Raw genomic sequence first — 19,807 nt, 5'->3', positions numbered from 1 at the left:
ACGCGACCACCCCCGCTCGTCTGGGAGAATCCTCGGCATGCCGAATACCCCGCGCGTGCCCGACAAGCCCACCCTCGACGGCCTCGAGGATCGCTGGGTGGCCGTATGGCGCGAGCAGGACACGTACGCGTTCGACCGCACCGCACCCCGTGAGCAGGTGTTCTCGATCGACACGCCGCCGCCGACGGTGAGCGGCAGCCTGCACGTCGGTCACGTCTTCAGCTACACGCACACCGACCTGATCGCCCGCTTCCAGCGGATGACCGGCAAGAGCGTGTTCTACCCGATCGGCTGGGACGACAACGGCCTGCCGACCGAGCGGCGCGTGCAGAACTACTTCGGGGTGCGCTGCGACCCGTCGCTGCCCTACGACCCGGACTTCGAGCCCCCGGCCAAGCCGGACGCGAAGCGCCAGATCCCGGTCAGCCGTCCCAACTTCGTCGAGCTGTGCACGCAGCTGACCGCCGAGGACGAGAAGGCCTTCGCCGCCGTGCTGCAGCACCTCGGCCTCTCGGTGGACTGGTCGACGCTCTACGAGACCATCGGGGTCGACGCCCGGACGGCGGCTCAGCGCGCGTTCCTGCGCAACCTCGCGCGTGACGAGGCCTACCAGAGCGAGGCGCCGAGCCTGTGGGACGTCAGCTTCCAGACGGCGGTCGCCCAGGCCGAGCTGGAGGCTCGCGAGTACCCGGGGCACTACCACCGGGTCACCTTCCACGGCGCGGACGGCCCGGTGGCCATCGAGACGACCCGACCCGAGCTCATCCCGGCGGTGGTCGCGCTGATCGCGCACCCGGACGACGAGCGCTACCAGCCGTTGTTCGGCACCACCGTGCGCTCACCCCTGTTCGACGTCGAGATCCCGGTGCTCGCGCACCCGGCGGCCGAGATGGACAAGGGCGCGGGCATCGCCATGTGCTGCACCTTCGGTGACCTCACCGACGTCACCTGGTGGCGCGAGCTGCAGCTGCCGACCCGCGCGGTGGTCGGTCGCGACGGGCGGATCCTGCGGGACACCCCCGAGTGGATCAGCACGGACGCCGGGCGCGAGCTGTACGGCCGGCTCGCGGGCCTGACGACGTTCTCGGCGCGCGAGACGCTCGTGCAGGCGCTGCGCGACAGCGGCGACCTGCAGGGCGAGCCGACTGCGACCCAGCGGATGGCGAACTTCTACGAGAAGGGCGACAAGCCGCTCGAGATCGTCACCAGCCGTCAGTGGTACATCCGCAACGGCGGCCGGGATGAAGCGTTGAAGGCGACCTTCGTCGAGCGCGGCCACGAGCTGAAGTTCGTCCCGGAGTTCATGGCGCACCGCTACGAGAACTGGGTCAGCGGCCTGAACGGCGACTGGCTGATCAGCCGCCAGCGCTTCTTCGGGGTGCCCTTCCCGGTCTGGTACCGGCTCGACGACGCCGGCGAGATCCGCTACGACGACCCGATCGTGGCGGAGGAGTCGGCGCTGCCGGTCGACCCGTCGTCCGATCCCGCCCCCGGCTTCCGCAACGACCAGCGCGGCGTCCCGGGGGGGTTCATCGGTGACCCGGACGTCATGGACACCTGGGCGACGTCCTCGCTCACCCCGCACATCGCCGGCGGCTGGGAGCGCGACGCGGACCTGTTCGAGCGCGTGTTCCCGATGGACCTCAACACGCACGCGCACGAGATCATCCGCACCTGGCTGTTCTCCCGCGTCGTCCGAGCGCACTACGAGAACGGTTCGCTGCCGTGGGCCCGATCGATGATCAGCGGCTTCGTGGTCGACCCGGACCGCAAGAAGATGAGCAAGTCGAAGGGCAACGCGGTCGTGCCGACCGAGATCCTCGAGAAGTTCGGCACGGACGCGGTGCGCTGGCGGGCGGCCATGGCTCGCCCGGGGATGGACTCCCCGTTCGACGAGAGCCAGATGAAGGTCGGACGCCGGCTCGCCATCAAGGTGCTGAACGCGACGAAGTTCGTGCTCGGCGCCGGCGCCAGCATCGACGCCGGCCCGGTCACCGAGCCGCTGGACGCCTCGATGCTGGCCGGCCTCGCCGAGGCGGTGCGCGAGGCGGGTGAGGCCTTCGCCGCCTTCGACTACACCCGCGCGCTCGAGGTCAGCGAGCGGTTCTTCTGGTCCTTCTGCGACGACTACGTCGAGCTCGTCAAGGAGCGCGCCTACGGCGAGGAGTCCGCCGACGCCGCCGCCACCGGCTCGGCGCGGGCCGCGCTGGCCATCGCCCTGTCGGTGCAGCTGCGGCTGCTCGCGCCGATCATGCCCTTCGTCACCGAGGAGGCGTGGTCGTGGTGGCAGGACGGCTCGATCCACCGGGCGCCGTGGCCGACGGTGGACGAGCTGGTCGGCCTGAGCGCGTCCGCGCGCGACGGGGACGCCGGGCTGCTGCCCGTCGTCGCGACCGCGTTGGCGGGGGTGCGGGGCGCGAAGTCCCAGGCGAAGGTCTCGCAGCGCACGGCCGTCGCACGCGCCGAGGTGAGCGCGCGGCCGGCGGACGTCGAGCGGCTGCGGGCCGGTGCGGCGGACCTGCGAGCAGCGGGCGGCATCGACGAGCTCGTCCTGCTGGACGGCGCTGCGGACGCGGACGGCGTGTACGTCGCGGCGGTCGAGCTGGTCGCCCAGGCGCCGATCGGCTGATCCGCCACGCCCGGGAGCGAAACCGCACGCCGCCACTGCTCAAGCGTCCTCCCGGCCCTGCCGAAAGGGAGGAGTCGGCGGGAGCATCCCGCCAGTGGTGAGAGGGACGTCGAAATGGGTGGCCTAGCACTGGTCGTCACGGTGATCTTCGCGGTCATCGCGGTGGCCTCGGCCGTCGTGCTCGCCGTCATGCTCGTGGCGCGCGACCGCGAGCGGGAGCGCGTCGCCCGTCGCGACCCGCTGACCCAGCTCGGCAACCGCCGCATGCTCACCGAGGCGGCCGACCGGCTGCTCGGCGACCTCAGTGACCTGGACGCGGTCGACGGCAACGGCTCGCACGGTCCGGCGCTGCTGCTGGTGGACCTGGACGGGTTCAAGGACGTCAACGACACCCTCGGCCACATCGCCGGCGACGAGGTCCTCGTCGAGGTGGCGCAACAGCTCGTCGCCTCGGCCGGTAGCGACGCGCTGGTCACCCGGCTGGGTGGCGACGAGTTCGCCGTCCTCATCCGCGGTCCGATCAACGTCTCTGGCGCCAGCGTCCGGGCCAAGCGCATCCTGGGCGCGCTGACGCTCAGCGAGTTCCAGGCCCGGGGGGTGTCCATCGACATCCGCGCGAGCATCGGGGTCACCGTCGCACCGCAGGACGGCCGCACCCTCAGCGACCTGCTCCAGCACGCCGACATCGCGATGTACCAGGCCAAGCGCGAGCGCGCCGGCGTCGCGACGTACGACCCGGCGTTCGACGACCACTCGACCGACCGGCTGGAGACGCTCGCCCACCTGCGTGAGGCGATGCTCGAGGACCAGCTGCACGTGCGCTACCAGCCGGTGATCCGCGCCGACGACCACACCCTGACCGGCTTCGAGGCGCTGCTGCGCTGGCAGCACCCCGAGCGTGGCCTGCTCCTGCCCGCGGAGTTCATCCCGATCGCCGAGCGCACCAGCCTGATCCACGCCCTCACCCGCTGGGTGCTGCTCACCGCCGTCCGGGACGCGACGCGCTGGCGCCAGGAGGGGCTGCAGGCCACGGTCGCGGTCAACATCAGTCCGATGTCCTTGGAGTTCGGCCTGCTCGGCATCGTCGAGGAGGTGCTGGCGCTGCACCGCTGGCCCGCCGAGCTGCTGGTGCTGGAGATCACCGAGAGCGCCGTCACCGACAACCCCGACACCGCCCGCGCGGTGGTGGGCTCGCTGCGTGACCGCGGCATCCAGGTCTCCGTGGACGACTTCGGCGCCGGCTTCACCAGCCTGAGCCAGCTGCGCGGCCTGCCGGTGCACCAGCTGAAGATCGACCGTCAGTTCATCACCCAGCTCGAGCGCTCCCCCAGCGACGACGCCGTCGTCACGTCGATCATCGAGCTGGGGCACCGGCTCGGGTTGTCGATCGTGGCCGAGGGCGTCGAGACCGAGGCGACGGCGGCCCGGTTGGTCGAGCTGGAGTGCGACGACCTGCAGGGGTTCTGGTTCGCGCGGCCCATGATCGCCAGCGAGGTGCTCGGCTGGGCCAGCGAGCACGCCGCGAGCCGGACGACGAGCGCCGTCGCAGCGGCCGCGGCGTCGGCCGCCGCTGCCACCGCCGCCGTCAGCGGCCCCGTCGACTGACCGAGGCCCCACCTTCTTGTCGCCCCCTTGTCCGTCCTGTCAGGTTGCGGAGACATGGGGATAGACCAGTGCCCTACCCGGATGGACGCCGGACGCCGTCCTCGCACCGTGGCGGGATTCCTGGCACCGGACCCGGGCAGCGTTGACGGCAGCGCCGCGCGCGCGCAGTAGGCTCGCCGCCGTGATCGCCGGAGGGGGAAAGCAGCGCCTCGTCGTGGCCCTCGCCGTCGGCGCCGTCCTGGTCGTCTGGGCGGCGACGACCGGCAGCACCCACCTGATCGACACGCCCCGGTTCGGCGCCAGCCCGCTGCCACCCACCGACGTGGCCAGCCCGACCACGACGATCCCGAGCGGGACGTCCACCGCCGACCCCACCACCACCACCCCGACGCCCTGGGCGGACCTGCACTGGCTCGGCTACCTGATCGCGGTCGCGTTCGTCGTTGCCCTCGGCGCCCTGGTCGTGCTCGGCCTCCTCCGGCTGGTCAACCGCCTGCGCTCCCACAGCCTCGACCTGCCGACGGCCCCGGCGGGCTTCGAACCCGAGCCCGATCCCGAGCTCGAGGTGGCCCGCGAGCTCAGTCAGCGCCGCGAGCGCCAGCTGGACGCGCTCCGTCACGGCACCCCGCGCAACGCCATCGTGGCGTGCTGGCTCGACCTCGAGGACGCGGTCGAGGCGAGTGGCGTGTCACCGGCGCCCCATCAGACCGCCGAGGAGCTCACCCAGCGGGTCCTGCGCGAGCTCGCGGTGGACCCCTCCTCGATCGGCGACCTCGCTCGCCTCTACCGCGAGGCCCGGTTCTCCCGGCACGCGATGGGCGAGGCCGACCGGGCGGCGGCACAGTCCGCCATCGAGCGCCTGCACGCGGACCTCGGTGCGGGCGCCGTCCCGCCGGCCTCGCCATGAGTGGCCCCTGGACGCGCGGACGACGGGTCGGCACGCTCCTCGTCTGGGCCGCGATCTGCGGGTTCGGCTACCTGGCGGGGCTGCACCCGTCGCCCGTGGGGCTGGCCGCGGCGGTCGGCGCGACGTCCCTGGTGCTCTGGACCGTGGTGGACCTTTCCGGACTCGTCCGGGCACCGTCCTGGTTCGCCCACGTCCGTGACCCCGAGGTGAGCTGGCGGGGGGACCCGCGGTTGACCCGGCTGCACCGCACGATGGCCAGCACCGGTCGCTCTCGGGCCAGCGCCGTCGAGGCCCACATGCTGCTGTCCCGCGTCGTCGACGACCGGTTGCGGGACCTGCACGGCATCCAGCGGGCCCAGCACCCCGAGCGGGCTCGACCGCTGCTCGGACCCGACCTGCAGGCCTTCCTGGACGACCCCCGGAAGGTCCCCACCGACCCGGCGGCGCTGACCGCGCTGCTCGAGCGAATCGAGGCCCTGTGACGACCACCCCACCCGCCGAGCTCTCCCTGCCGGAGACCACCGCGCTCGCCCACCGGGTGCTGGACGAGGTCGAGCGCGCGGTGGTCGGCAAGCGCGAGTCGCTCACGCTGGTCCTGGCCGCGGTCCTGGCCGGCGGGCACGTGCTGCTCGAGGACTACCCCGGCCTCGGCAAGACCCTGGCGGCACGCTCGTTCGCGAGCACGCTCGGGCTGGACTTCTCACGGGCCCAGTTCACGCCGGACCTGCTGCCCGCCGACCTGACCGGGTCGTTCGTCTACGACCAGGGCAAGGGCGAGTTCGCCTTCCGTCCCGGCCCGCTGTTCGCCGGGCTGCTGCTGGCCGACGAGATCAACCGGACGCCACCCAAGACCCAGTCCGCACTGCTCGAGGCCATGCAGGAGCGGCAGGTCACCGTCGAGGGGCAGACCTTCCGGCTGCCCGCCCCGTTCCACGTGCTGGCCACCGCCAACCCGGTCGAGTACGAGGGCACCTACCCGTTGCCGGAGGCGCAGCTCGACCGCTTCCTGCTGCGGGTGTCCTTCGGTTACCCGACCCCGGCCCAGGAGTGGGACGTGCTGGCCCGGCGGGTCGAGCGTCAGCAGGAGGAGGTGGCCCTGTCCCCCGTGACCGACGCCGCCGGGCTGCTCGCGATGCAGCGGGCGGTCGAGCGGGTGGACGTCGAGGCCAGTGTCGGGCAGTACTGCGTCGCCCTCGCCACCGCGACCCGCGAGCACCCGCAGGTGCTGGTCGGCGCCTCACCGCGGGGCTCGCTGGGCCTGATGCTCACCGCCCGCGCCTGGGCGGTGCTGGACGGCCGGGACTTCGTGGTGCCGGAGGACGTCAAGGCGGTGGCGGGCACCGTGCTCGCCCACCGCATCACGCTGCGCCCCGAGCTGTGGATGAGCAACGTCTCGGCCTCGGACGTCGTGGCCACGGTGCTGGGCGACGTCGCCACGCCGTCCGCCCGCGAGCGGCTGAGCAGCTGACCTCGGTGTCGACGCAGCGATCGACCACGGACGCCGGGTGGCGGCCGACTGCGGCGCAGGTGCGCGCCGTCGGCTGCGGGAGCGCCTTCGCGGTGGCGGCCGTGCTCACCGGGCGCCCCAACGTGCTGCTCCTCGCGGTTCCGCTGGTGGTCGTGTTCGTCTGGTCGCTGACGCTGCGGCCCGACCCGGCCCGCTCGGTGTCCGTCACCGTGACCGCGGATCCGGCGCGGTTGCGTGAGGGCGCCGTCTCGCGCTGGCGGGCGCAGGTCGAGCCCGCCCGGCGGGTCGAGCACGTGGTCGCCGCGCTCGACCACGACCGCTGGCTGCAGCCGCAGACGGACACGCCGAGTCTCGGGCTGGCTCCCGGCTCCGTCGCGCCGCTCCTGCTCCTGCAGGCCCAGCTCCGACCTCGGCGGTGGGGAGGACGCCGGGCCGGACCCGCGACCGTGTCACTGACCAGCGCCTGGGGGGCCTACCGGCTGGTGCCGCCCGTGCTGCCCGAGCGGAGCGTCACCGTGCTGCCGCAGCCCGCCGCGTTCGACAGCAACGCACCCGCCCCGCACCCGAACGGGCTGGTGGGGCCGGACCGGGGCCGTCGGGTCGGCGACGGGTCGGAGTTCGCCGGCATCCGCCGCTTCCAGGTCGGCGACCGGTTGCGTCGGGTGCACTGGCCCGTCTCGCTGCGCACGGGGCAGCTGCAGGTGGTCACCACGCACGCCGACCAGGACAGCGAGGTGGTGCTCGTGGTGGACGCGCTCGGCAGCGTCGGCCTCGACACCGACGTGACTGCGAGCAGCCTCAGCACGAGCGTGCGCGCCGCCGGAGCCCTGGCCGAGCACCACCTGCACCGCGGCGACCGGGTGTCCCTGACGTCGGTGGGCGGGGTGCGCGCGGTGCGCGTGCCCGCGCGGTCCGGCCGCCGGCACGCGTTCCGGGTGATCGAGGTGCTGGCGCGGATCGAGCCGCAGGGCCGCAGCCGCCGCACGCACCTGCACCGCGGGCTCGGCGTGCGGGCGGGCTCCCTCGTGCTGGTGGTCTCGCCGCTGCTGGACGAGGAGATCATCACGACGCTGCACGTCCTGTCCGGTCGCGGGCTGACCGTCGTCGCGGTCGACACGTTGCCGGATCCGGCCCAGCTGGGTGCGGCGGACCTCACGATCGACACCGACTCCGGCGACCCCTGGGTCGGGCCGGTGTGGCGGCTTCGGCTGCTGGAGCGCGCTGCGGCCGTCCGCGGGCTGCAGCAGGCAGGGGTGGCGGTCGTGCCCTGGCGCGGGCCCGGCAGCCTCGACCACGTGCTGCGCGAGGTCGGCGCCCGCGGCTCGCGGGTCCGGGCGGTCTCGCGATGAGCCCCCAACCGGTCAGCTGGGGTCTGCTGCGGCGGACCGTGCACACGGTCGTCCTGCTCAGTGCCGAACAGCAGTGGCTGCGCGCCGTCGTCCTGGTCACGCCGCCCCTGGCGGTGCTGTGCGCCGTCGCCGCGGGTGCGCCGGCACCCGGGGCCGCCCTGGTCGGGGCGGCCCTGCTGGGCCTGGCCTCGGCCGCTCGCCCGGACTCGCACTGGCCGGCTGCGGCGCTGGCAGCCGTCGGCGTCTACTGGCTCGGGTGGGGCCCGGCGGGTCTGTCCTGGTGGTCGCTGGCCGCGGCGCTCCTGCTGCTCGGCTGCCACGCGGCCGCCGCCCTGGCCTCCCTCGGCCCGCCGGGGATGCGGGTGGACGCCGTCACCTGGCGCACCTGGGCACGGCGGACCTCAGTGGTCGCGGCCGCGACGGTGGGCGTGTGGGCGCTCGCCTGGGGGCTGGGTCGCCTGGCCGACACCGGTCACCTCGTGCTGACCGTGCTGGGCCTGCTCGCCGTCGCTGTGGTGACCGCAGGGGCATTGACCCGGCCGACGTCCGACTGAAGGCCGCCCGACAGACGACCGGACGCTCAGGCCGACTTCTCGCGCGGGGCGCGCTTGCGCGGCTCGGGGGTGTCCCGACGGACGATGGTCGGGTTCACGTTGTCGAGCACGACCTCCTTGGTGACCACCACGCGAGCGATGCCGTCGTCGCTCGGGACGTCGAACATCACGGGCAGCAGCACCTCCTCCATGATGGCGCGCAGGCCACGGGCCCCGGTGCCGCGCAGGATGGCCTGGTCCGCGACCGCCTCGAGCGCGTCCGCCGTGAACTCCAGCTCGACGCCGTCGATCTCGAACATCCGCTGGTACTGCTTGGACAGCGCGTTGCGCGGCGCGGTCAGGATCTGCACCAGCGCGTCCCGGTCGAGGTTGGACACGGTCGTGATGACCGGCAGCCGGCCGATGAACTCCGGGATGAGCCCGAACTTCATCAGGTCCTCCGGCATGACGTCGGCGTAGCTGTCCGACGCCTGGTCGGCCGCCGTGTGCAGCTTCGCGCCGAAGCCGAGACCCTTCTTGCCGGCCCGCTGCTCGATGAGCTGGTCCAGCCCGGCGAAGGCACCGCCCACGATGAACAGCACGTTCGTCGTGTCGATCTGGATGAACTCCTGGTGCGGGTGCTTGCGCCCACCCTGCGGGGGCACGCTGGCCGTCGTCCCCTCGAGGATCTTCAGCAGGGCCTGCTGGACTCCCTCACCGGACACGTCCCGGGTGATCGACGGGTTCTCGCTCTTGCGGGCGATCTTGTCGACCTCGTCGATGTAGATGATGCCCGTCTCGGCCTTCTTGACGTCGTAGTCGGCCGCCTGGATCAGCTTGAGCAGGATGTTCTCGACGTCCTCGCCGACGTAGCCCGCCTCCGTCAGCGCGGTGGCGTCAGCGATCGCGAACGGCACGTTGAGCATCCGGGCGAGGGTCTGCGCGAGGTAGGTCTTGCCACAGCCGGTGGGACCGATGAGCAGGATGTTCGACTTGGCGAGGTCGATGGTCTCCTCGCCCTTGCGGCTCGGCTCACCGGCCTGGATGCGCTTGTAGTGGTTGTAGACGGCGACGGCGAGCGCCTTCTTCGCCGGCTCCTGGCCCACCACGTACTGCTCGAGGAAGTCGAAGATCTCGCGCGGCTTGGGCAGCTCGTCGAGGCCGAGCTCGCTGGTCTCGGCGAGCTCCTCCTCGATGATCTCGTTGCAGAGATCGATGCACTCGTCGCAGATGTAGACCCCGGGACCGGCGATCAGCTTCTTGACCTGCTTCTGGCTCTTTCCGCAGAAAGAGCACTTGAGCAGGTCACCCCCATCACCGATGCGCGCCACGTGCGGGTCCTCCCTCAGTCGCGATCGTCCGGGCCAGGACGTCGAGTTTCGTTCAGCGACGGTACCTCGCCCGATGCGGCACCGCTCCTATTGAACGCCGGTGTCGGCGCGCGAGTCAGCCCTGTACGCCCAGGGCAGAACCGGCCTAGTCGTTCGACGCCTTGCGGCTGACCAGCACCTCGTCGACCAGGCCGTACTCCTTGGCCTGGGCGGCCGTCAGGATCTTGTCGCGCTCGATGTCCTTGCGCACCTGCTCGGCCGTGCGACCCGAGTGCAGCGCGAGCGTGTCCTCGAGCCAGCCGCGCATGCGCAGGACCTCGTTGGCCTGGATCTCCAGGTCACTGGCCATGCCGCCGGTGCCCTCCATCGCGGGCTGGTGGATCAGGATCCGCGCGTTCGGCAGGGCGTACCGCTTGCCCTGGGCGCCGGCGCCCAGGATCACGGCCGCGGCGGACGCCGCCTGGCCGAGCACGTAGGTCTGGATGTCCGGACGGACGTACTGCATCGTGTCGTAGATCGCCGTGAGGGCCGTGAACGAGCCACCGGGCGAGTTGATGTACATGAGGATGTCGCGGTCCGGGTCCTGCGACTCCAGCACGATCAGCTGGGCGATGATGTCGTCGGCGGACGCGTCGTCCACCTGCACGCCGAGGAAGATGATGCGGTCCTCGAAGAGCTTCGTGTAGGGGTCGAGGCGCTTCATCCCGTAGGACGTGCGCTCCTCGAACTGGGGCAGGATGTAGCGGCTGCTGGGGGCCGGGGCCGCCAGCCGGCCGTACGGGCCGGGGACCTGCAGGCCGCCGTGCGGGGTGGGGACGCTCATCGCGCTGGATCTCCTGATCGGTCGAAGCGAAGGGGTGTGGTCGGGGCGGCCGTCAGTCGGTCGTGCCCGCGCCGCCGCGGGCCTCGCTGGCGCTCTCGATGACGTGGTCGACGAAGCCGTACTCCTTGGCCTGCTCGGACGTGAACCAGCGGTCGCGGTCCGAGTCGGCCTCGATCTGCTCCACCGGCTGGCCGGTGTGCTGGGAGATGAGGTCGGCCATCTGCTTCTTGATGTGCAGCATCTGCTCGGCCTGGATCTTGATGTCGCTGGCCGTGCCGCCGATGCCGCCGGAGGGCTGGTGCATCATGATCCGCGCGTGCGGCGTGGCGTAGCGCTTGCCCGGCGTGCCCGCGGAGAGCAGGAACTGGCCCATCGAGGCCGCGAGCCCCATGGCCACCGTCGCGACGTCCGGCTGGACGAACTGCATGGTGTCGAAGATGGCCATGCCGGCCGTCACCGAACCGCCCGGGGAGTTGATGTACAGCCAGATGTCGCGCTCGGGGTCCTCCGCGGCGAGCAGCAGCAGCTGCGCGCAGATCGCGTTCGCGTTGTCGTCGCGGACCTCGGAGCCGAGGAAGATGATGCGCTCCTTCAGCAGCCGGTTGTAGATGTGGTCGTCCAGGCCTACCGCCGACTGAGGGCCTGCGGCCTGGATGCTTCCGGACTCGCTCACGCTGGTCTCCCTGATGTGATGACTGCTGCGGCATCGTTCGCCGTCCTGGCAAGGACCCTAACGTCGACCCCCGACGCTCCACTCCCGAGAACCCCCGGTGTTCGCCGTGAGCGCAGCCCGCTCAGGTCGGCCCCGCGGGTGTTCGCGGACGGCGAAGGGGCACCGGACGTCGTCCGGTGCCCCTTCGCGGGTCGTCGAGCGATCAGCTCTCGTCGGCAGCGACCTCGGCGTTGGCCTCGGGCACCTCGGCGCCGGCCTCGTCGGCGTCCGCGGGGCGCAGCTGCTCGAGGTCCACGGCGTTGCCGCTGGCGTCGGTGATGGCCACCTGCTCCAGCACGACCGCGAGCGCCTTGCGGCGGGCGACCTCGGCGACCATGGACTGGACCTGACCGGCCTCGTCGACGGCCTGGGCGAACGCGTCCGGCGACATGCCGTACTGCTGGGCGCTCATCACCAGGTACTCGACGAGCTCGGGCTGGCTGACGGAGACCTTCTCCTGCTCGACGATGGCGTCCAGCAGGAACTGCGCCTGCAGGGCCTTCGTCGCGTTCTCGCTGACCTCGGCGCGGTGCTCGTCGTCCTCGAGACGGTCCTCGCCCTCGAGGTGCGAGTGCACCTCAGCCTCGACCAGCGCGGCCGGGACGGGGATGTCGGCGGCCTCGAGCAGCGCGTCCAGCACCTTGTCGCGGGCCTGGACGCCCTGCTGCAGCTTCTTGCCGCGCTCGGCCTGCGAGCGCAGGTCGGCGGTCAGCTCGCCCAGGGTGTCGAACTCGCTGGCCAGCTGGGCGAACTCGTCGTCCAGCTCGGGCAGCTCACGCTCCTTGACCGACTGCACCGTGACGGTGACGGCGGCCTCCTGGCCCTCGCGGTCGCCACCGGCCAGCGGCGCGGCGAAGTCCTTGGTCTCCCCGGCGGACATGCCGACGAGCGCGTCGTCCAGGCCCTCGAGCATGTTGCGGCTGCCGATCTCGTACGAGACACCGGTGACCGCGTCGATCTCGTCGCCGTCGATCTCGGCCTTGAGGTCGATCGAGACGAAGTCCCCCTCGACCGCAGCCCGCTCGACGCCCACCAGGGTGCCGAAACGCTGCCGCAGCGCGGTGATCTCGGAGTCCACGTCCGCCTCGTCGACGACCACGTCGTCGACCTCGACGGCGAGCGTCGCGTAGTCGGGCAGGGTGATCTCGGGGCGGACGTCGACCTCGACGCTGAACTTCAGGTCGCCGCCCTCAGCGGGGTCGGGAGCCTCGGTGATCTCCACCTCGGGCTGGCCGAGGGGGCGGATCTTCGCCTCCTCGACGGCCTGGCCGTAGAAGGTGGGGAGCGCGTTGTTGACGGCCTCCTCCAGCACGGCGCCCCGACCGACCCGCTGGTCGATGATGCGGGCCGGCACCTTGCCGCGGCGGAAGCCCGGGATCTGCACCTGCGACCCGATCGTCTGGTACGCGGCGTCCAGGCTCGGCTTGAGCTCGTCGAACGGCACCTCGACGGTGAGCTTGACCCGAGTCGGGTTGAGGTTCTCGACGGCACTCTTCACTGCGGTGGTCTCCTGCTGGTTCGGGGACGCGCACCAAGGTGGCGCCCACTCAAGGGCGCACGGAACGCGGCGCCCATGCTATCCGCCCGACGGGGTCTCGACCCAATCCGCTTCAGCCCGGGGCGGGTGAGGCCGATGGGAGGGGCAGCGAGCACCGGCGCCCCGCAGCGCCCCGTCGGAAGGTCCACCCCTGTGAGCAGCGCGACCACGTCCGAGCTGGCCGGTTCCCGGGACGAGTCCGCGGGCAGCGCTGCCGGCGACCCGAACGGTGTCGGGCTGCGGGTGGCGCAGGCCGTCGGCTCGGTGGTGCGCGGCGCCGAGACGACCATCGGCCTGGTGACCTGCGCCCTGCTCGCCGGCGGCCACGTGCTGGTCGAGGACCTCCCGGGAACCGGCAAGACCACGCTGGCCCGCGCGTTCGCCCGCGCGGTCGGCGGCTCGTTCGCCCGCGTCCAGGGCACCCCCGACCTGATGCCCGCCGACGTCACCGGCTCCGGCGTCTGGGACGACGGCCTCGGCGCGCTGCGCTTCGCGCCCGGCCCGGCCTTCGCCAACGTGCTGCTCGTCGACGAGCTCAACCGGGCCGCGCCGCGCACCCAGTCCGCGCTGATGGAGGCGCTTGACGAGGGTGCGGTGACCTCGGACGGCGTGCGGCACGCCCTGCCGGACCCGTTCTTCGCGATCGGCACCCAGAACCCGTCCGACCAGCACGGCACCTTCGCGCTGCCCGAGGGCGAGCTCGACCGGTTCGCCGTCCGGGTGAGCCAGGGCGACCTGGACCTGCGCACCGAGATGGCCGTCGTCCGCGAGCAGCTCGCCGGGCCCACCGTGGACGCGCTGACCCCCGTCGTCACGCTGGCGGACCTGCGCCGGGCGCGGGCCGCCGTCCGCACCCTGCACGTCGCCGAGGCCGCGCTCGCGTACGCCGTCAGCGTCGCCCGGGCGACCCGGGTGGACGAGCGGATCGTCCAGGGCGCCAGCTCGCGCGGCGCCCTGACCCTGGTCCGGACCTCGCAGGCCCGGGCCGCGCTGGCCGGGCGCGACTACGTCACCCCCGACGACGTCAAGGCCGTGGCCGTCCCCGTGCTGGCGCACCGGCTCGTCCTGCACGACCCCACGAGCTCGCCCCGGGACGCGGCCCAGGTGGTCGTGAGCCAGGTGCTGGCCCGGGTGCCCGTCCCGCTGAGCACGTGACCAGCCGGCTGGGCGGCTCGCGACCGAAGGTGCCCCCGCCGCGGCCGACCGCGCTGTCCGGGGCCCTCGTCGCCGCCGCCAGCCTGCTCGTGGTCCTGGCGATGCTGACGGCGAACCGTTGGCTCGTGCTCGGTGCCGCTGCCCTGGTGGGGCTCCTGGTCACGGCGCACCTGAGCCGCCCGAACCTGTCCGCGGTACGGATCTGCCTGGCCGGCGTCCACCGGGTCCGGGCGGGCGAGCACTTCACGGTTCGGCTGCACGTGCACAACGACGGCCGCCGGGTGCTGGCGCCGTCGCAGCTGCGGCTGCGGCTGGCCGGCACCACCGAGGAGGCCGTCGTGGACGTCGACCCGGTGGCCCCGGGTCAGACCGCCCGCGCGCAGGTGCCGGCGCTCGCGGTGCGCCGCGGCGTGTACGCCCGATCCATCGCCCTCGTCGAGGTCGGCGACCCGCTGGGGATCACCCGGTCCACCCGCGGCTGGGCGACGGACCACGAGCTGCTGGTGCACCCGTCACCCGCCCGCCCCGCCGATCCTGCCCTGTCCGCGGCACCGATCGACGCGGCGTCCCGGGCGTCGATCCGCGGGACGGAGGAGCTGGCCGGGCTGCGGCCCTGGCGCCCGGGTGAGGACCGGCGCGCCGTGCACTGGCGCGCCTCGGCGCGCCGCCGCCAGCTCGTGGTCGCCGAACGCGACGTCCCCGACCGGCCGACGCGTTGGGTGCTGGTGCTGGCCGGCGCCGCCGGCAGCGACACCGACGAACACGTCCTGGCCGTCGCGGCAGCCACCTGGGTGGACCAGCTCGCCCGCGGTCACGACGTGCACGTGCTCGCCTGGACGCCGGACGGCGCGCTGCTCCCGCCGCCGGACCGTGCCCCGAGTCCCGTCCTCGACTGGTTCGCGAGGCTGCCCGCGCTCGCCGTGCCCAGCCAGTACGCCGTCCTGGAGGCGCTGCCCGCGGGCACCGACGCCATGACCGTGCTGACGCTGGCGTCCACGCCGTACGGCTGGGTGGCGGACCTGACCGCCCGGTCGGCGCGGCAGGGCGTCCGGGTCAGCAATGGCTTCGGGAGCACCCGATGAGCGCTCCCCCCGGGCCGCGCTGCACCGACCCCGCGCTGCGCATCGCCGTCGTCGCGCTCGGCGTCTGCGCCGCCCTCGGGGTCGGCGTGAGTCACCTGATCGAGCCGGCCGCCGCCGTCGGCACCGTCGTCGCCCTGCTGCTCGCCGCCTTCGTCGCCGCCCACGGCGGCCACCGCGGGACCCGCACCGCGGTGGGCTTCGCCTGCCTGGGAGCGGCGACCATCCTCGGCGCGGCCACCGGTGGCTTCGCGGTCAGCACCCTGACGCTCGTCGCCCTGTGGCTGCTGGTCACCGCCCAGCTCTGCGCCGACACGCTCCGCGAGCTGCTGTTCGCCGCGATGCTCGCGATGGCCCTCCTCGTCCTGTCCGCCGGGCTCGCGCCCACCCTCGTGCTCGCCGTCCCGTGGCTGCTCGGCTGGGCCGCCGCCGTGAGCACCCTGGTCCTGGCCGTCCGGGCGCGCGCAGCCCAGAGCACCACCCACGTGCGGGCCCGGACCGATGAGGGCAGCGGAGCCAGCAGCAGTCCGTGGGGCGCGATCGGGCTGGCCTTCGGCATCTCCGTGCTGCTGGCGCTCGTGGCGGCCCTGGTCGTGCCGATGCCCCAGGGCGCGGCTGCCTCCCGGATGGACGCGCTGTCCCGGCTGGCCGGTCGGCCACCGGCGAACCTGCCGAGCCGCTCCGCCGCGCAGTTCCAGAGCGGCGAGATGGACATGCGCCTGCGCGGCGACCTGCCCGACACCGTGATCGGCTACGTCGCCCCGGACGGCCCCAGGTACTGGCGGGCGACCACCCTCGACGACTACGACGGCGCGGTCTGGCGCTCCGGCGGCGGCCAGCCGCCGGGACGCAGCTTCGACGCCGGCAGCCGGGGCACGTACGTCGCCAGTGCGCTCGCCGACCAGCCGTCGCCCGGCACCGGGGCCCTGCGCGAGGACCACGTCGAGCTCACCGGACGCACGTCCGGCTTCCTGCTGGCGCCCGGGCACCCGACGAACGTGCGTCCGGACGACGGCAGCCAGGTGCTGGTAGCCGCCGGTAGCGCGATGTTCCTGGTCGGCGGCGCGACCGGGCCGCTCGGCTTCGCGCAAGGCCCGGTCAGCTACGACGTGACCTCGGTCGTCACCCCGAAGGCCACGTCGGTGGCGGGCACGTCCGTCACGGTCGGGCAGGGTCCGGCCGGCGACTGGCTCCAGCTGCCCTCGACCGTCACCCAGCGCACCCACGACCTCGCCCTGAAGATCACGGCCGGCGCGACGACCCGCGGCGAGCAGGTCGCCCTCGTCGAGCACTACCTGTCCACGACGTACCGGTACCGCCTGGACTCACCGGTCCCGCCACCGGACCAGGACGCCGTCGACCACTTCCTGTTCGACGCCCGGACCGGTTTCTGCGAGCAGTTCGCCGCCGCGGAGGTCGTCCTGCTCCGCACGCTGGGTGTGCCGGCCCGGGTCGCGACCGGTTACGCCTTCCCGACCGTGGAGAACGGCCGCGGCGTGCTCCGCGCCAAGCAGGCCCACGCGTGGGCCGAGGTGTGGCAGCCGGGTTCCGGCTGGCTGACGTCGGACGCCACCCCGCCCGGGGAGGCGGCGACGTCGAGCTCGAGCAGGCTCGCCACCGCGCTGCACCGGCTGATGGGCTCGACTCGAGCCCGCTGGGCGCTGGCCGCTGGCCTGCTCGGCCTCGGCGGGGTCGTCGCGCTCGTGGTCCTGCTGGTCCGTCGGCGTCGCCGACGTCGCGCCCTGGTCCCGGCGACCGCCGACCTGGACGGGCTGGACCCGCAGCAGCGGCAGGTGGTCGCCGCGGTCAGCGGGCTGGTGGCAGCGCTGCGGGCGGCCGGGCGGCCCAGCCCGCCGGCGGACACGGTGACCGAGCTGGCCGGGCGGGTCCCGGAGCTGCGCCCGCGCGCCCTGCTGACCGCCGAGCGCACGCTGTACGGCCGTCGTCCGCCGCCGGCCGACCTGGTCGACGAGGCCGTCCGGGACATCGACACCGTGGCACTGCAGATCCGCACCGCAGCCGAGGAGGCCGGTGCCAGTCGGGGTACCCGGATTTGAACCGGGGGCCTTCCGCTCCCAAAGCGGACGCGCTACCAAGCTGCGCCACACCCCGTCGCGCGCGCCGACGTCACCGAGAGCGCACTGAGACGGCCCCATCGTAGGCCCTGCCGGACGGTCCCTCGTGCCGCACTCGTCGGGCCGACCGGTAGGCTGTACGTCGATCCTTCAGCCCGGGCGGTTGCCCGGTCGGGGGTCACGCGGATGTAGCTCAATGGTAGAGCCCCAGTCTTCCAAACTGATTACGCGGGTTCGATTCCCGTCATCCGCTCCAGCCTCCCCCGCGGTGATCATGCACGTCACCCCGGATTCGGGGCGAACGTGCAGGATCACCGCGGAGAGGAGCCGGCATGAGCTTCGACACGCAGAACGGGACGCGCGGCGCGCGCCAGCCCAACGGCGCTCCCCTGAGGTGGATCAACAAGCTGGTCGGCCGCCGGGTCGCCCGCAAGGGCCGGATGCCGGGCATGGGGTTCGACGCCCTGGTCCTGGTCACGGTCGGGCGCAAGAGCGGCCAGGAACGCAGGTCACCGCTCGGCTGGTTCCCGGGCCCGGAGGGCAGCTGGCTCGTCGTCGCGGCCGCCGCCGGCGCGCCGAACAACCCGGCGTGGTACTACAACCTCGCCGCCAACCCCCACCGGGTGCAGATCGAGGTCCCCGGCCGCACGGTGCCGGTCACGGCCGAGCAGCTGCACGGCGCCGAGCGCGACCAGGCGTGGCAGCAGATCGTCACGGCGTCCGCCCAGTTCGCCAAGTACCAGGAGAAGACCGATCGCGAGCTGCCGGTGATCCGGCTGGTGGCCAAGCCGGTGTAGTCGAGTCCTGTCGACGGCGGCCCACCCGCACTAGCCTCGGCGAATGGACCCGCAGGCACCGGCAGCCGGTGGGACGCGCGCGGCCGGCGGAGCGAGCCGGCTCTTCCCGATCGTCGGCTGGCTCGGGTCCTACCAGCGGTCCTGGCTGCGTGGCGACCTGATCGCCGGGGTGACCGTCGCGGCCCTGATCGTCCCGAAGAACCTCGGCTACGCGGGCATCGCCGGGATCCCCTTGCAGAACGGCCTCTACGCGGCCGCCGCCGGCGCGCTCCTGTACGCCGTGTTCGGCACCTGCCGCCAGATCTCGATGGGTCCGAGCTCGGGGCTCGCCGCGGTGGCCGCGAGCGCCGTGGTGGCCGCGGGCATCACGGACGAGGGCGACATCGCGTCCTTCGTCGCCGGGCTGACCCTGGCGTCCGGTGCGCTCTTCCTCGTCCTCGCCGTCCTCAAGATGGGCTGGATCGCCCAGTTCCTGTCCCGGGCGGTCGTGACGGGTTTCCTGTTCGGCGCGGCGATCGACGTCGTCATCGGTGAGCTGCCCAGGCTCACCGGCACGCAGACGTCCGGTACCAACTCGTTCCAGGAGCTGTGGTCCTGGCTGGGCTCGCTCGGCGACGCCAACGTGGCCACCGTGCTCGTCGGCACCATCTCGCTCGTCGTCGTCTTCGGCCTGCGCCGCATCGCCCCGCAGGTCCCCGGCGCCCTCGTGCTGGTGGTCGGGGGCCTGGTCGCGTCGTACGCGTTCGACCTGGGCGAGCACGGGGTCGCCCTCGTCGGGGACGTGCCTCGCGGACTGCCGTCGTTCGCCGTCCCCGACCTCGGGCTCATGTGGGACCACGTCGTCCCCGTGGCGCTCGGCGCGTTCGCGCTCGTGCTCATCGGCTTCTCGCAGACCACGGGCGACGCGCGGGCGTTCGCCGCCAAGCACCGGTACCAGATCGACGTGAACCAGGAGTCGGTCGCGCAGTCCGCCGCGAACGTCGGAGCCGGGCTGTTCCAGGGCATGCCCGTCTCGACCAGCCTGTCCGCGAGCTCCCTGAACGACCACGCCGGCGCTCGCACCGGGCTGGCCTCGATCACGTCCGGCGTGACGGTCCTGCTGACCCTGCTCGTCCTGGCCCCGCTGTTCTCCCAGCTGCCCAAGCCGGTGCTGGGCGCGCTGATCATCGAGGCCGTCGTCATGGGCATGATGGACGTCCGCGAGATGCGGCGGATCCACCGCGTGCAGCGCTTCGACTTCTGGATCGCGGTGGCCGCCATCGTGGCCACGCTCGCCTTCGGCGTCCTCGCGGGAGTCATGATCGGGATCGGGCTGTCGCTGCTGTGGCTGGTCCGGGTCGCGACGCAGCCCGACATGCCGGCGCTGGCCCGCCAGCCGGGCACGCAGGTGTACCGCGACCGCGACGAGCACCCGGACGACGAGCAGCCGGCCGGGGTGGTGGTGGTCCGGATCGACGGCGGCCTCTTCTTCGCGACGTCGGACGCCCTGGAGGACCGGATCCGCACGCTGATCCAGGCGGAGCCCGACGTGTCCGCGGTCGTGATCGACTTCGAGGGCGTCAACTTCATCGACTCGCAGGGGTCGGCGAAGCTGGACGACATCCTGGTGCTCTGCCAGCAGGCGGCGGTCTCGCTGCGGCTGGCCCGGGTGAAGCCTCGGGTCCGTGCGGTCCTGGAGCGCGAGGAGCTGGTCACCCGCCTCGGCTCGGACCACATCCACGGCAACGTGCACCGGGCGGTCGTGGCCCACGACCCGACGCCCCGTGACAAGGATGCCGCTGACTCGTCCCCCGCCGACCCGGGGTAG

16 protein-coding genes and 2 tRNA genes are annotated in these 19,807 nt (G+C 73.0%); 13 read left to right on the top strand and 5 right to left on the bottom strand.

Annotated features, from left to right (window positions below; translation table 11 throughout):
- Positions 1-37: 37 nt before the first annotated feature.
- From valS to ABEB17_RS16155, 7 genes are all read left to right on the top strand, one after another.
- Complete coding sequence (gene valS, locus ABEB17_RS16185) at positions 38-2,629, top strand: valine--tRNA ligase (RefSeq protein ID WP_345717760.1); 2,592 nt, start codon at positions 38-40, stop codon at positions 2,627-2,629.
- Positions 2,630-2,743: 114 nt separating this feature from the next.
- Complete coding sequence (locus ABEB17_RS16180; protein WP_345717759.1) at positions 2,744-4,234, top strand: putative bifunctional diguanylate cyclase/phosphodiesterase; 1,491 nt, start codon at positions 2,744-2,746, stop codon at positions 4,232-4,234.
- Positions 4,235-4,415: 181 nt separating this feature from the next.
- Positions 4,416-5,141: a DUF4129 domain-containing protein gene (locus ABEB17_RS16175; protein ID WP_345717758.1), complete on the top strand. Its 726-nt coding sequence runs from the start codon at positions 4,416-4,418 to the stop codon at positions 5,139-5,141.
- Positions 5,138-5,623: a hypothetical protein gene (locus ABEB17_RS16170; RefSeq protein WP_345717757.1), complete on the top strand. Its 486-nt coding sequence runs from the start codon at positions 5,138-5,140 to the stop codon at positions 5,621-5,623. The genes ABEB17_RS16175 and ABEB17_RS16170 overlap by 4 nt, the downstream gene beginning before the upstream one ends.
- Positions 5,620-6,609 (top strand): AAA family ATPase, encoded by a 990-nt coding sequence (locus tag ABEB17_RS16165; protein WP_345717756.1) that lies wholly within the window; start codon positions 5,620-5,622, stop codon positions 6,607-6,609. The genes ABEB17_RS16170 and ABEB17_RS16165 overlap by 4 nt, the downstream gene beginning before the upstream one ends.
- A 5-nt stretch (positions 6,610-6,614) precedes the next feature.
- Positions 6,615-7,958, top strand: a complete 1,344-nt coding sequence (locus tag ABEB17_RS16160) for a DUF58 domain-containing protein (protein WP_345717755.1) — start codon at positions 6,615-6,617, stop codon at positions 7,956-7,958.
- Entirely contained in the window at positions 7,955-8,512 is a 558-nt protein-coding gene (locus ABEB17_RS16155) for a hypothetical protein (protein ID WP_345717754.1), read from the top strand. The genes ABEB17_RS16160 and ABEB17_RS16155 overlap by 4 nt, the downstream gene beginning before the upstream one ends.
- A 26-nt stretch (positions 8,513-8,538) precedes the next feature.
- Here ABEB17_RS16155 and clpX read toward each other — a convergent pair whose 3' ends face one another.
- From clpX to tig, 4 genes are all read right to left on the bottom strand, one after another.
- On the bottom strand, positions 8,539-9,822 hold the full coding sequence (gene clpX / locus ABEB17_RS16150) for an ATP-dependent Clp protease ATP-binding subunit ClpX (protein WP_345717753.1): 1,284 nt from the start codon (positions 9,820-9,822) through the stop codon (positions 8,539-8,541).
- Positions 9,823-9,967: 145 nt separating this feature from the next.
- Entirely contained in the window at positions 9,968-10,645 is a 678-nt protein-coding gene (locus tag ABEB17_RS16145; protein ID WP_345717752.1) for an ATP-dependent Clp protease proteolytic subunit, read from the bottom strand.
- 52 nt (positions 10,646-10,697) lie between these two features.
- The gene (locus ABEB17_RS16140) at positions 10,698-11,318 is read right to left on the bottom strand and encodes an ATP-dependent Clp protease proteolytic subunit (RefSeq protein ID WP_345717751.1); all 621 of its coding nucleotides are present in this window, start codon (positions 11,316-11,318) and stop codon (positions 10,698-10,700) included.
- Between the two features lie 202 nt (positions 11,319-11,520).
- Entirely contained in the window at positions 11,521-12,855 is a 1,335-nt protein-coding gene (gene tig / locus ABEB17_RS16135) for a trigger factor (protein WP_345717750.1), read from the bottom strand.
- A 192-nt stretch (positions 12,856-13,047) separates the two neighbouring features.
- On the opposite strand from tig, the gene ABEB17_RS16130 reads away from it, so the two are divergent.
- The 3 genes from ABEB17_RS16130 to ABEB17_RS16120 are packed head-to-tail and all read left to right on the top strand — an operon-like array spanning position 13,048 to position 17,185.
- Complete coding sequence (locus ABEB17_RS16130) at positions 13,048-14,049, top strand: AAA family ATPase (protein ID WP_345717749.1); 1,002 nt, start codon at positions 13,048-13,050, stop codon at positions 14,047-14,049.
- The gene (locus ABEB17_RS16125) at positions 14,046-15,131 is read left to right on the top strand and encodes a DUF58 domain-containing protein (protein ID WP_345717748.1); all 1,086 of its coding nucleotides are present in this window, start codon (positions 14,046-14,048) and stop codon (positions 15,129-15,131) included. The genes ABEB17_RS16130 and ABEB17_RS16125 overlap by 4 nt, the downstream gene beginning before the upstream one ends.
- Positions 15,128-17,185 (top strand): transglutaminase TgpA family protein, encoded by a 2,058-nt coding sequence (locus ABEB17_RS16120; RefSeq protein WP_345717747.1) that lies wholly within the window; start codon positions 15,128-15,130, stop codon positions 17,183-17,185. Before ABEB17_RS16125 ends, ABEB17_RS16120 begins: the two co-directional genes overlap by 4 nt.
- Here ABEB17_RS16120 and ABEB17_RS16115 read toward each other — a convergent pair.
- Positions 17,167-17,240: transfer RNA gene (locus ABEB17_RS16115), tRNA-Pro, on the bottom strand. The genes ABEB17_RS16120 and ABEB17_RS16115 overlap by 19 nt on opposite strands.
- 145 nt (positions 17,241-17,385) lie before the next feature.
- Between ABEB17_RS16115 and ABEB17_RS16110 the strand changes: the two genes are divergently transcribed.
- The 3 genes from ABEB17_RS16110 to ABEB17_RS16100 all read left to right on the top strand — a co-directional run bounded on the left by ABEB17_RS16110 (position 17,386) and on the right by ABEB17_RS16100 (position 19,807).
- Positions 17,386-17,459: transfer RNA gene (locus ABEB17_RS16110), tRNA-Gly, on the top strand.
- 76 nt (positions 17,460-17,535) lie between these two features.
- Positions 17,536-18,000 carry a nitroreductase/quinone reductase family protein gene (locus ABEB17_RS16105; protein ID WP_345717746.1) on the top strand — a complete coding sequence of 155 codons (465 nt, stop codon included), beginning with the start codon at positions 17,536-17,538 and terminating at the stop codon, positions 17,998-18,000.
- 43 nt (positions 18,001-18,043) lie between these two features.
- The gene (locus ABEB17_RS16100) at positions 18,044-19,807 is read left to right on the top strand and encodes a SulP family inorganic anion transporter (protein WP_345717745.1); all 1,764 of its coding nucleotides are present in this window, start codon (positions 18,044-18,046) and stop codon (positions 19,805-19,807) included.

It is taken from the genome of Angustibacter luteus (assembly GCF_039541115.1).
GTDB classification, from domain to species: Bacteria; Actinomycetota; Actinomycetes; order Actinomycetales; family Angustibacteraceae; genus Angustibacter; species Angustibacter luteus.
This window is presented reverse-complemented; position numbering and strand designations above follow the sequence as displayed.

Bases quoted from the DNA above. Each gene is read 5' to 3' on its own strand.
- valS (WP_345717760.1), top strand. From the start codon at position 38: ATGCCGAATACCCCGCGCGTGCCCGACAAGCCCACCCTCGACGGCCTC.
- ABEB17_RS16180 (WP_345717759.1), top strand. From the start codon at position 2,744: ATGGGTGGCCTAGCACTGGTCGTCACGGTGATCTTCGCGGTCATCGCG.
- ABEB17_RS16170 (WP_345717757.1), top strand. From the start codon at position 5,138: ATGAGTGGCCCCTGGACGCGCGGACGACGGGTCGGCACGCTCCTCGTC.
- ABEB17_RS16155 (WP_345717754.1), top strand. From the start codon at position 7,955: ATGAGCCCCCAACCGGTCAGCTGGGGTCTGCTGCGGCGGACCGTGCAC.
- ABEB17_RS16145 (WP_345717752.1), bottom strand. From the start codon at position 10,645: ATGAGCGTCCCCACCCCGCACGGCGGCCTGCAGGTCCCCGGCCCGTAC.
- ABEB17_RS16120 (WP_345717747.1), top strand. From the start codon at position 15,128: ATGAGCGCTCCCCCCGGGCCGCGCTGCACCGACCCCGCGCTGCGCATC.
- ABEB17_RS16105 (WP_345717746.1), top strand. From the start codon at position 17,536: ATGAGCTTCGACACGCAGAACGGGACGCGCGGCGCGCGCCAGCCCAAC.
- ABEB17_RS16100 (WP_345717745.1), top strand. From the start codon at position 18,044: ATGGACCCGCAGGCACCGGCAGCCGGTGGGACGCGCGCGGCCGGCGGA.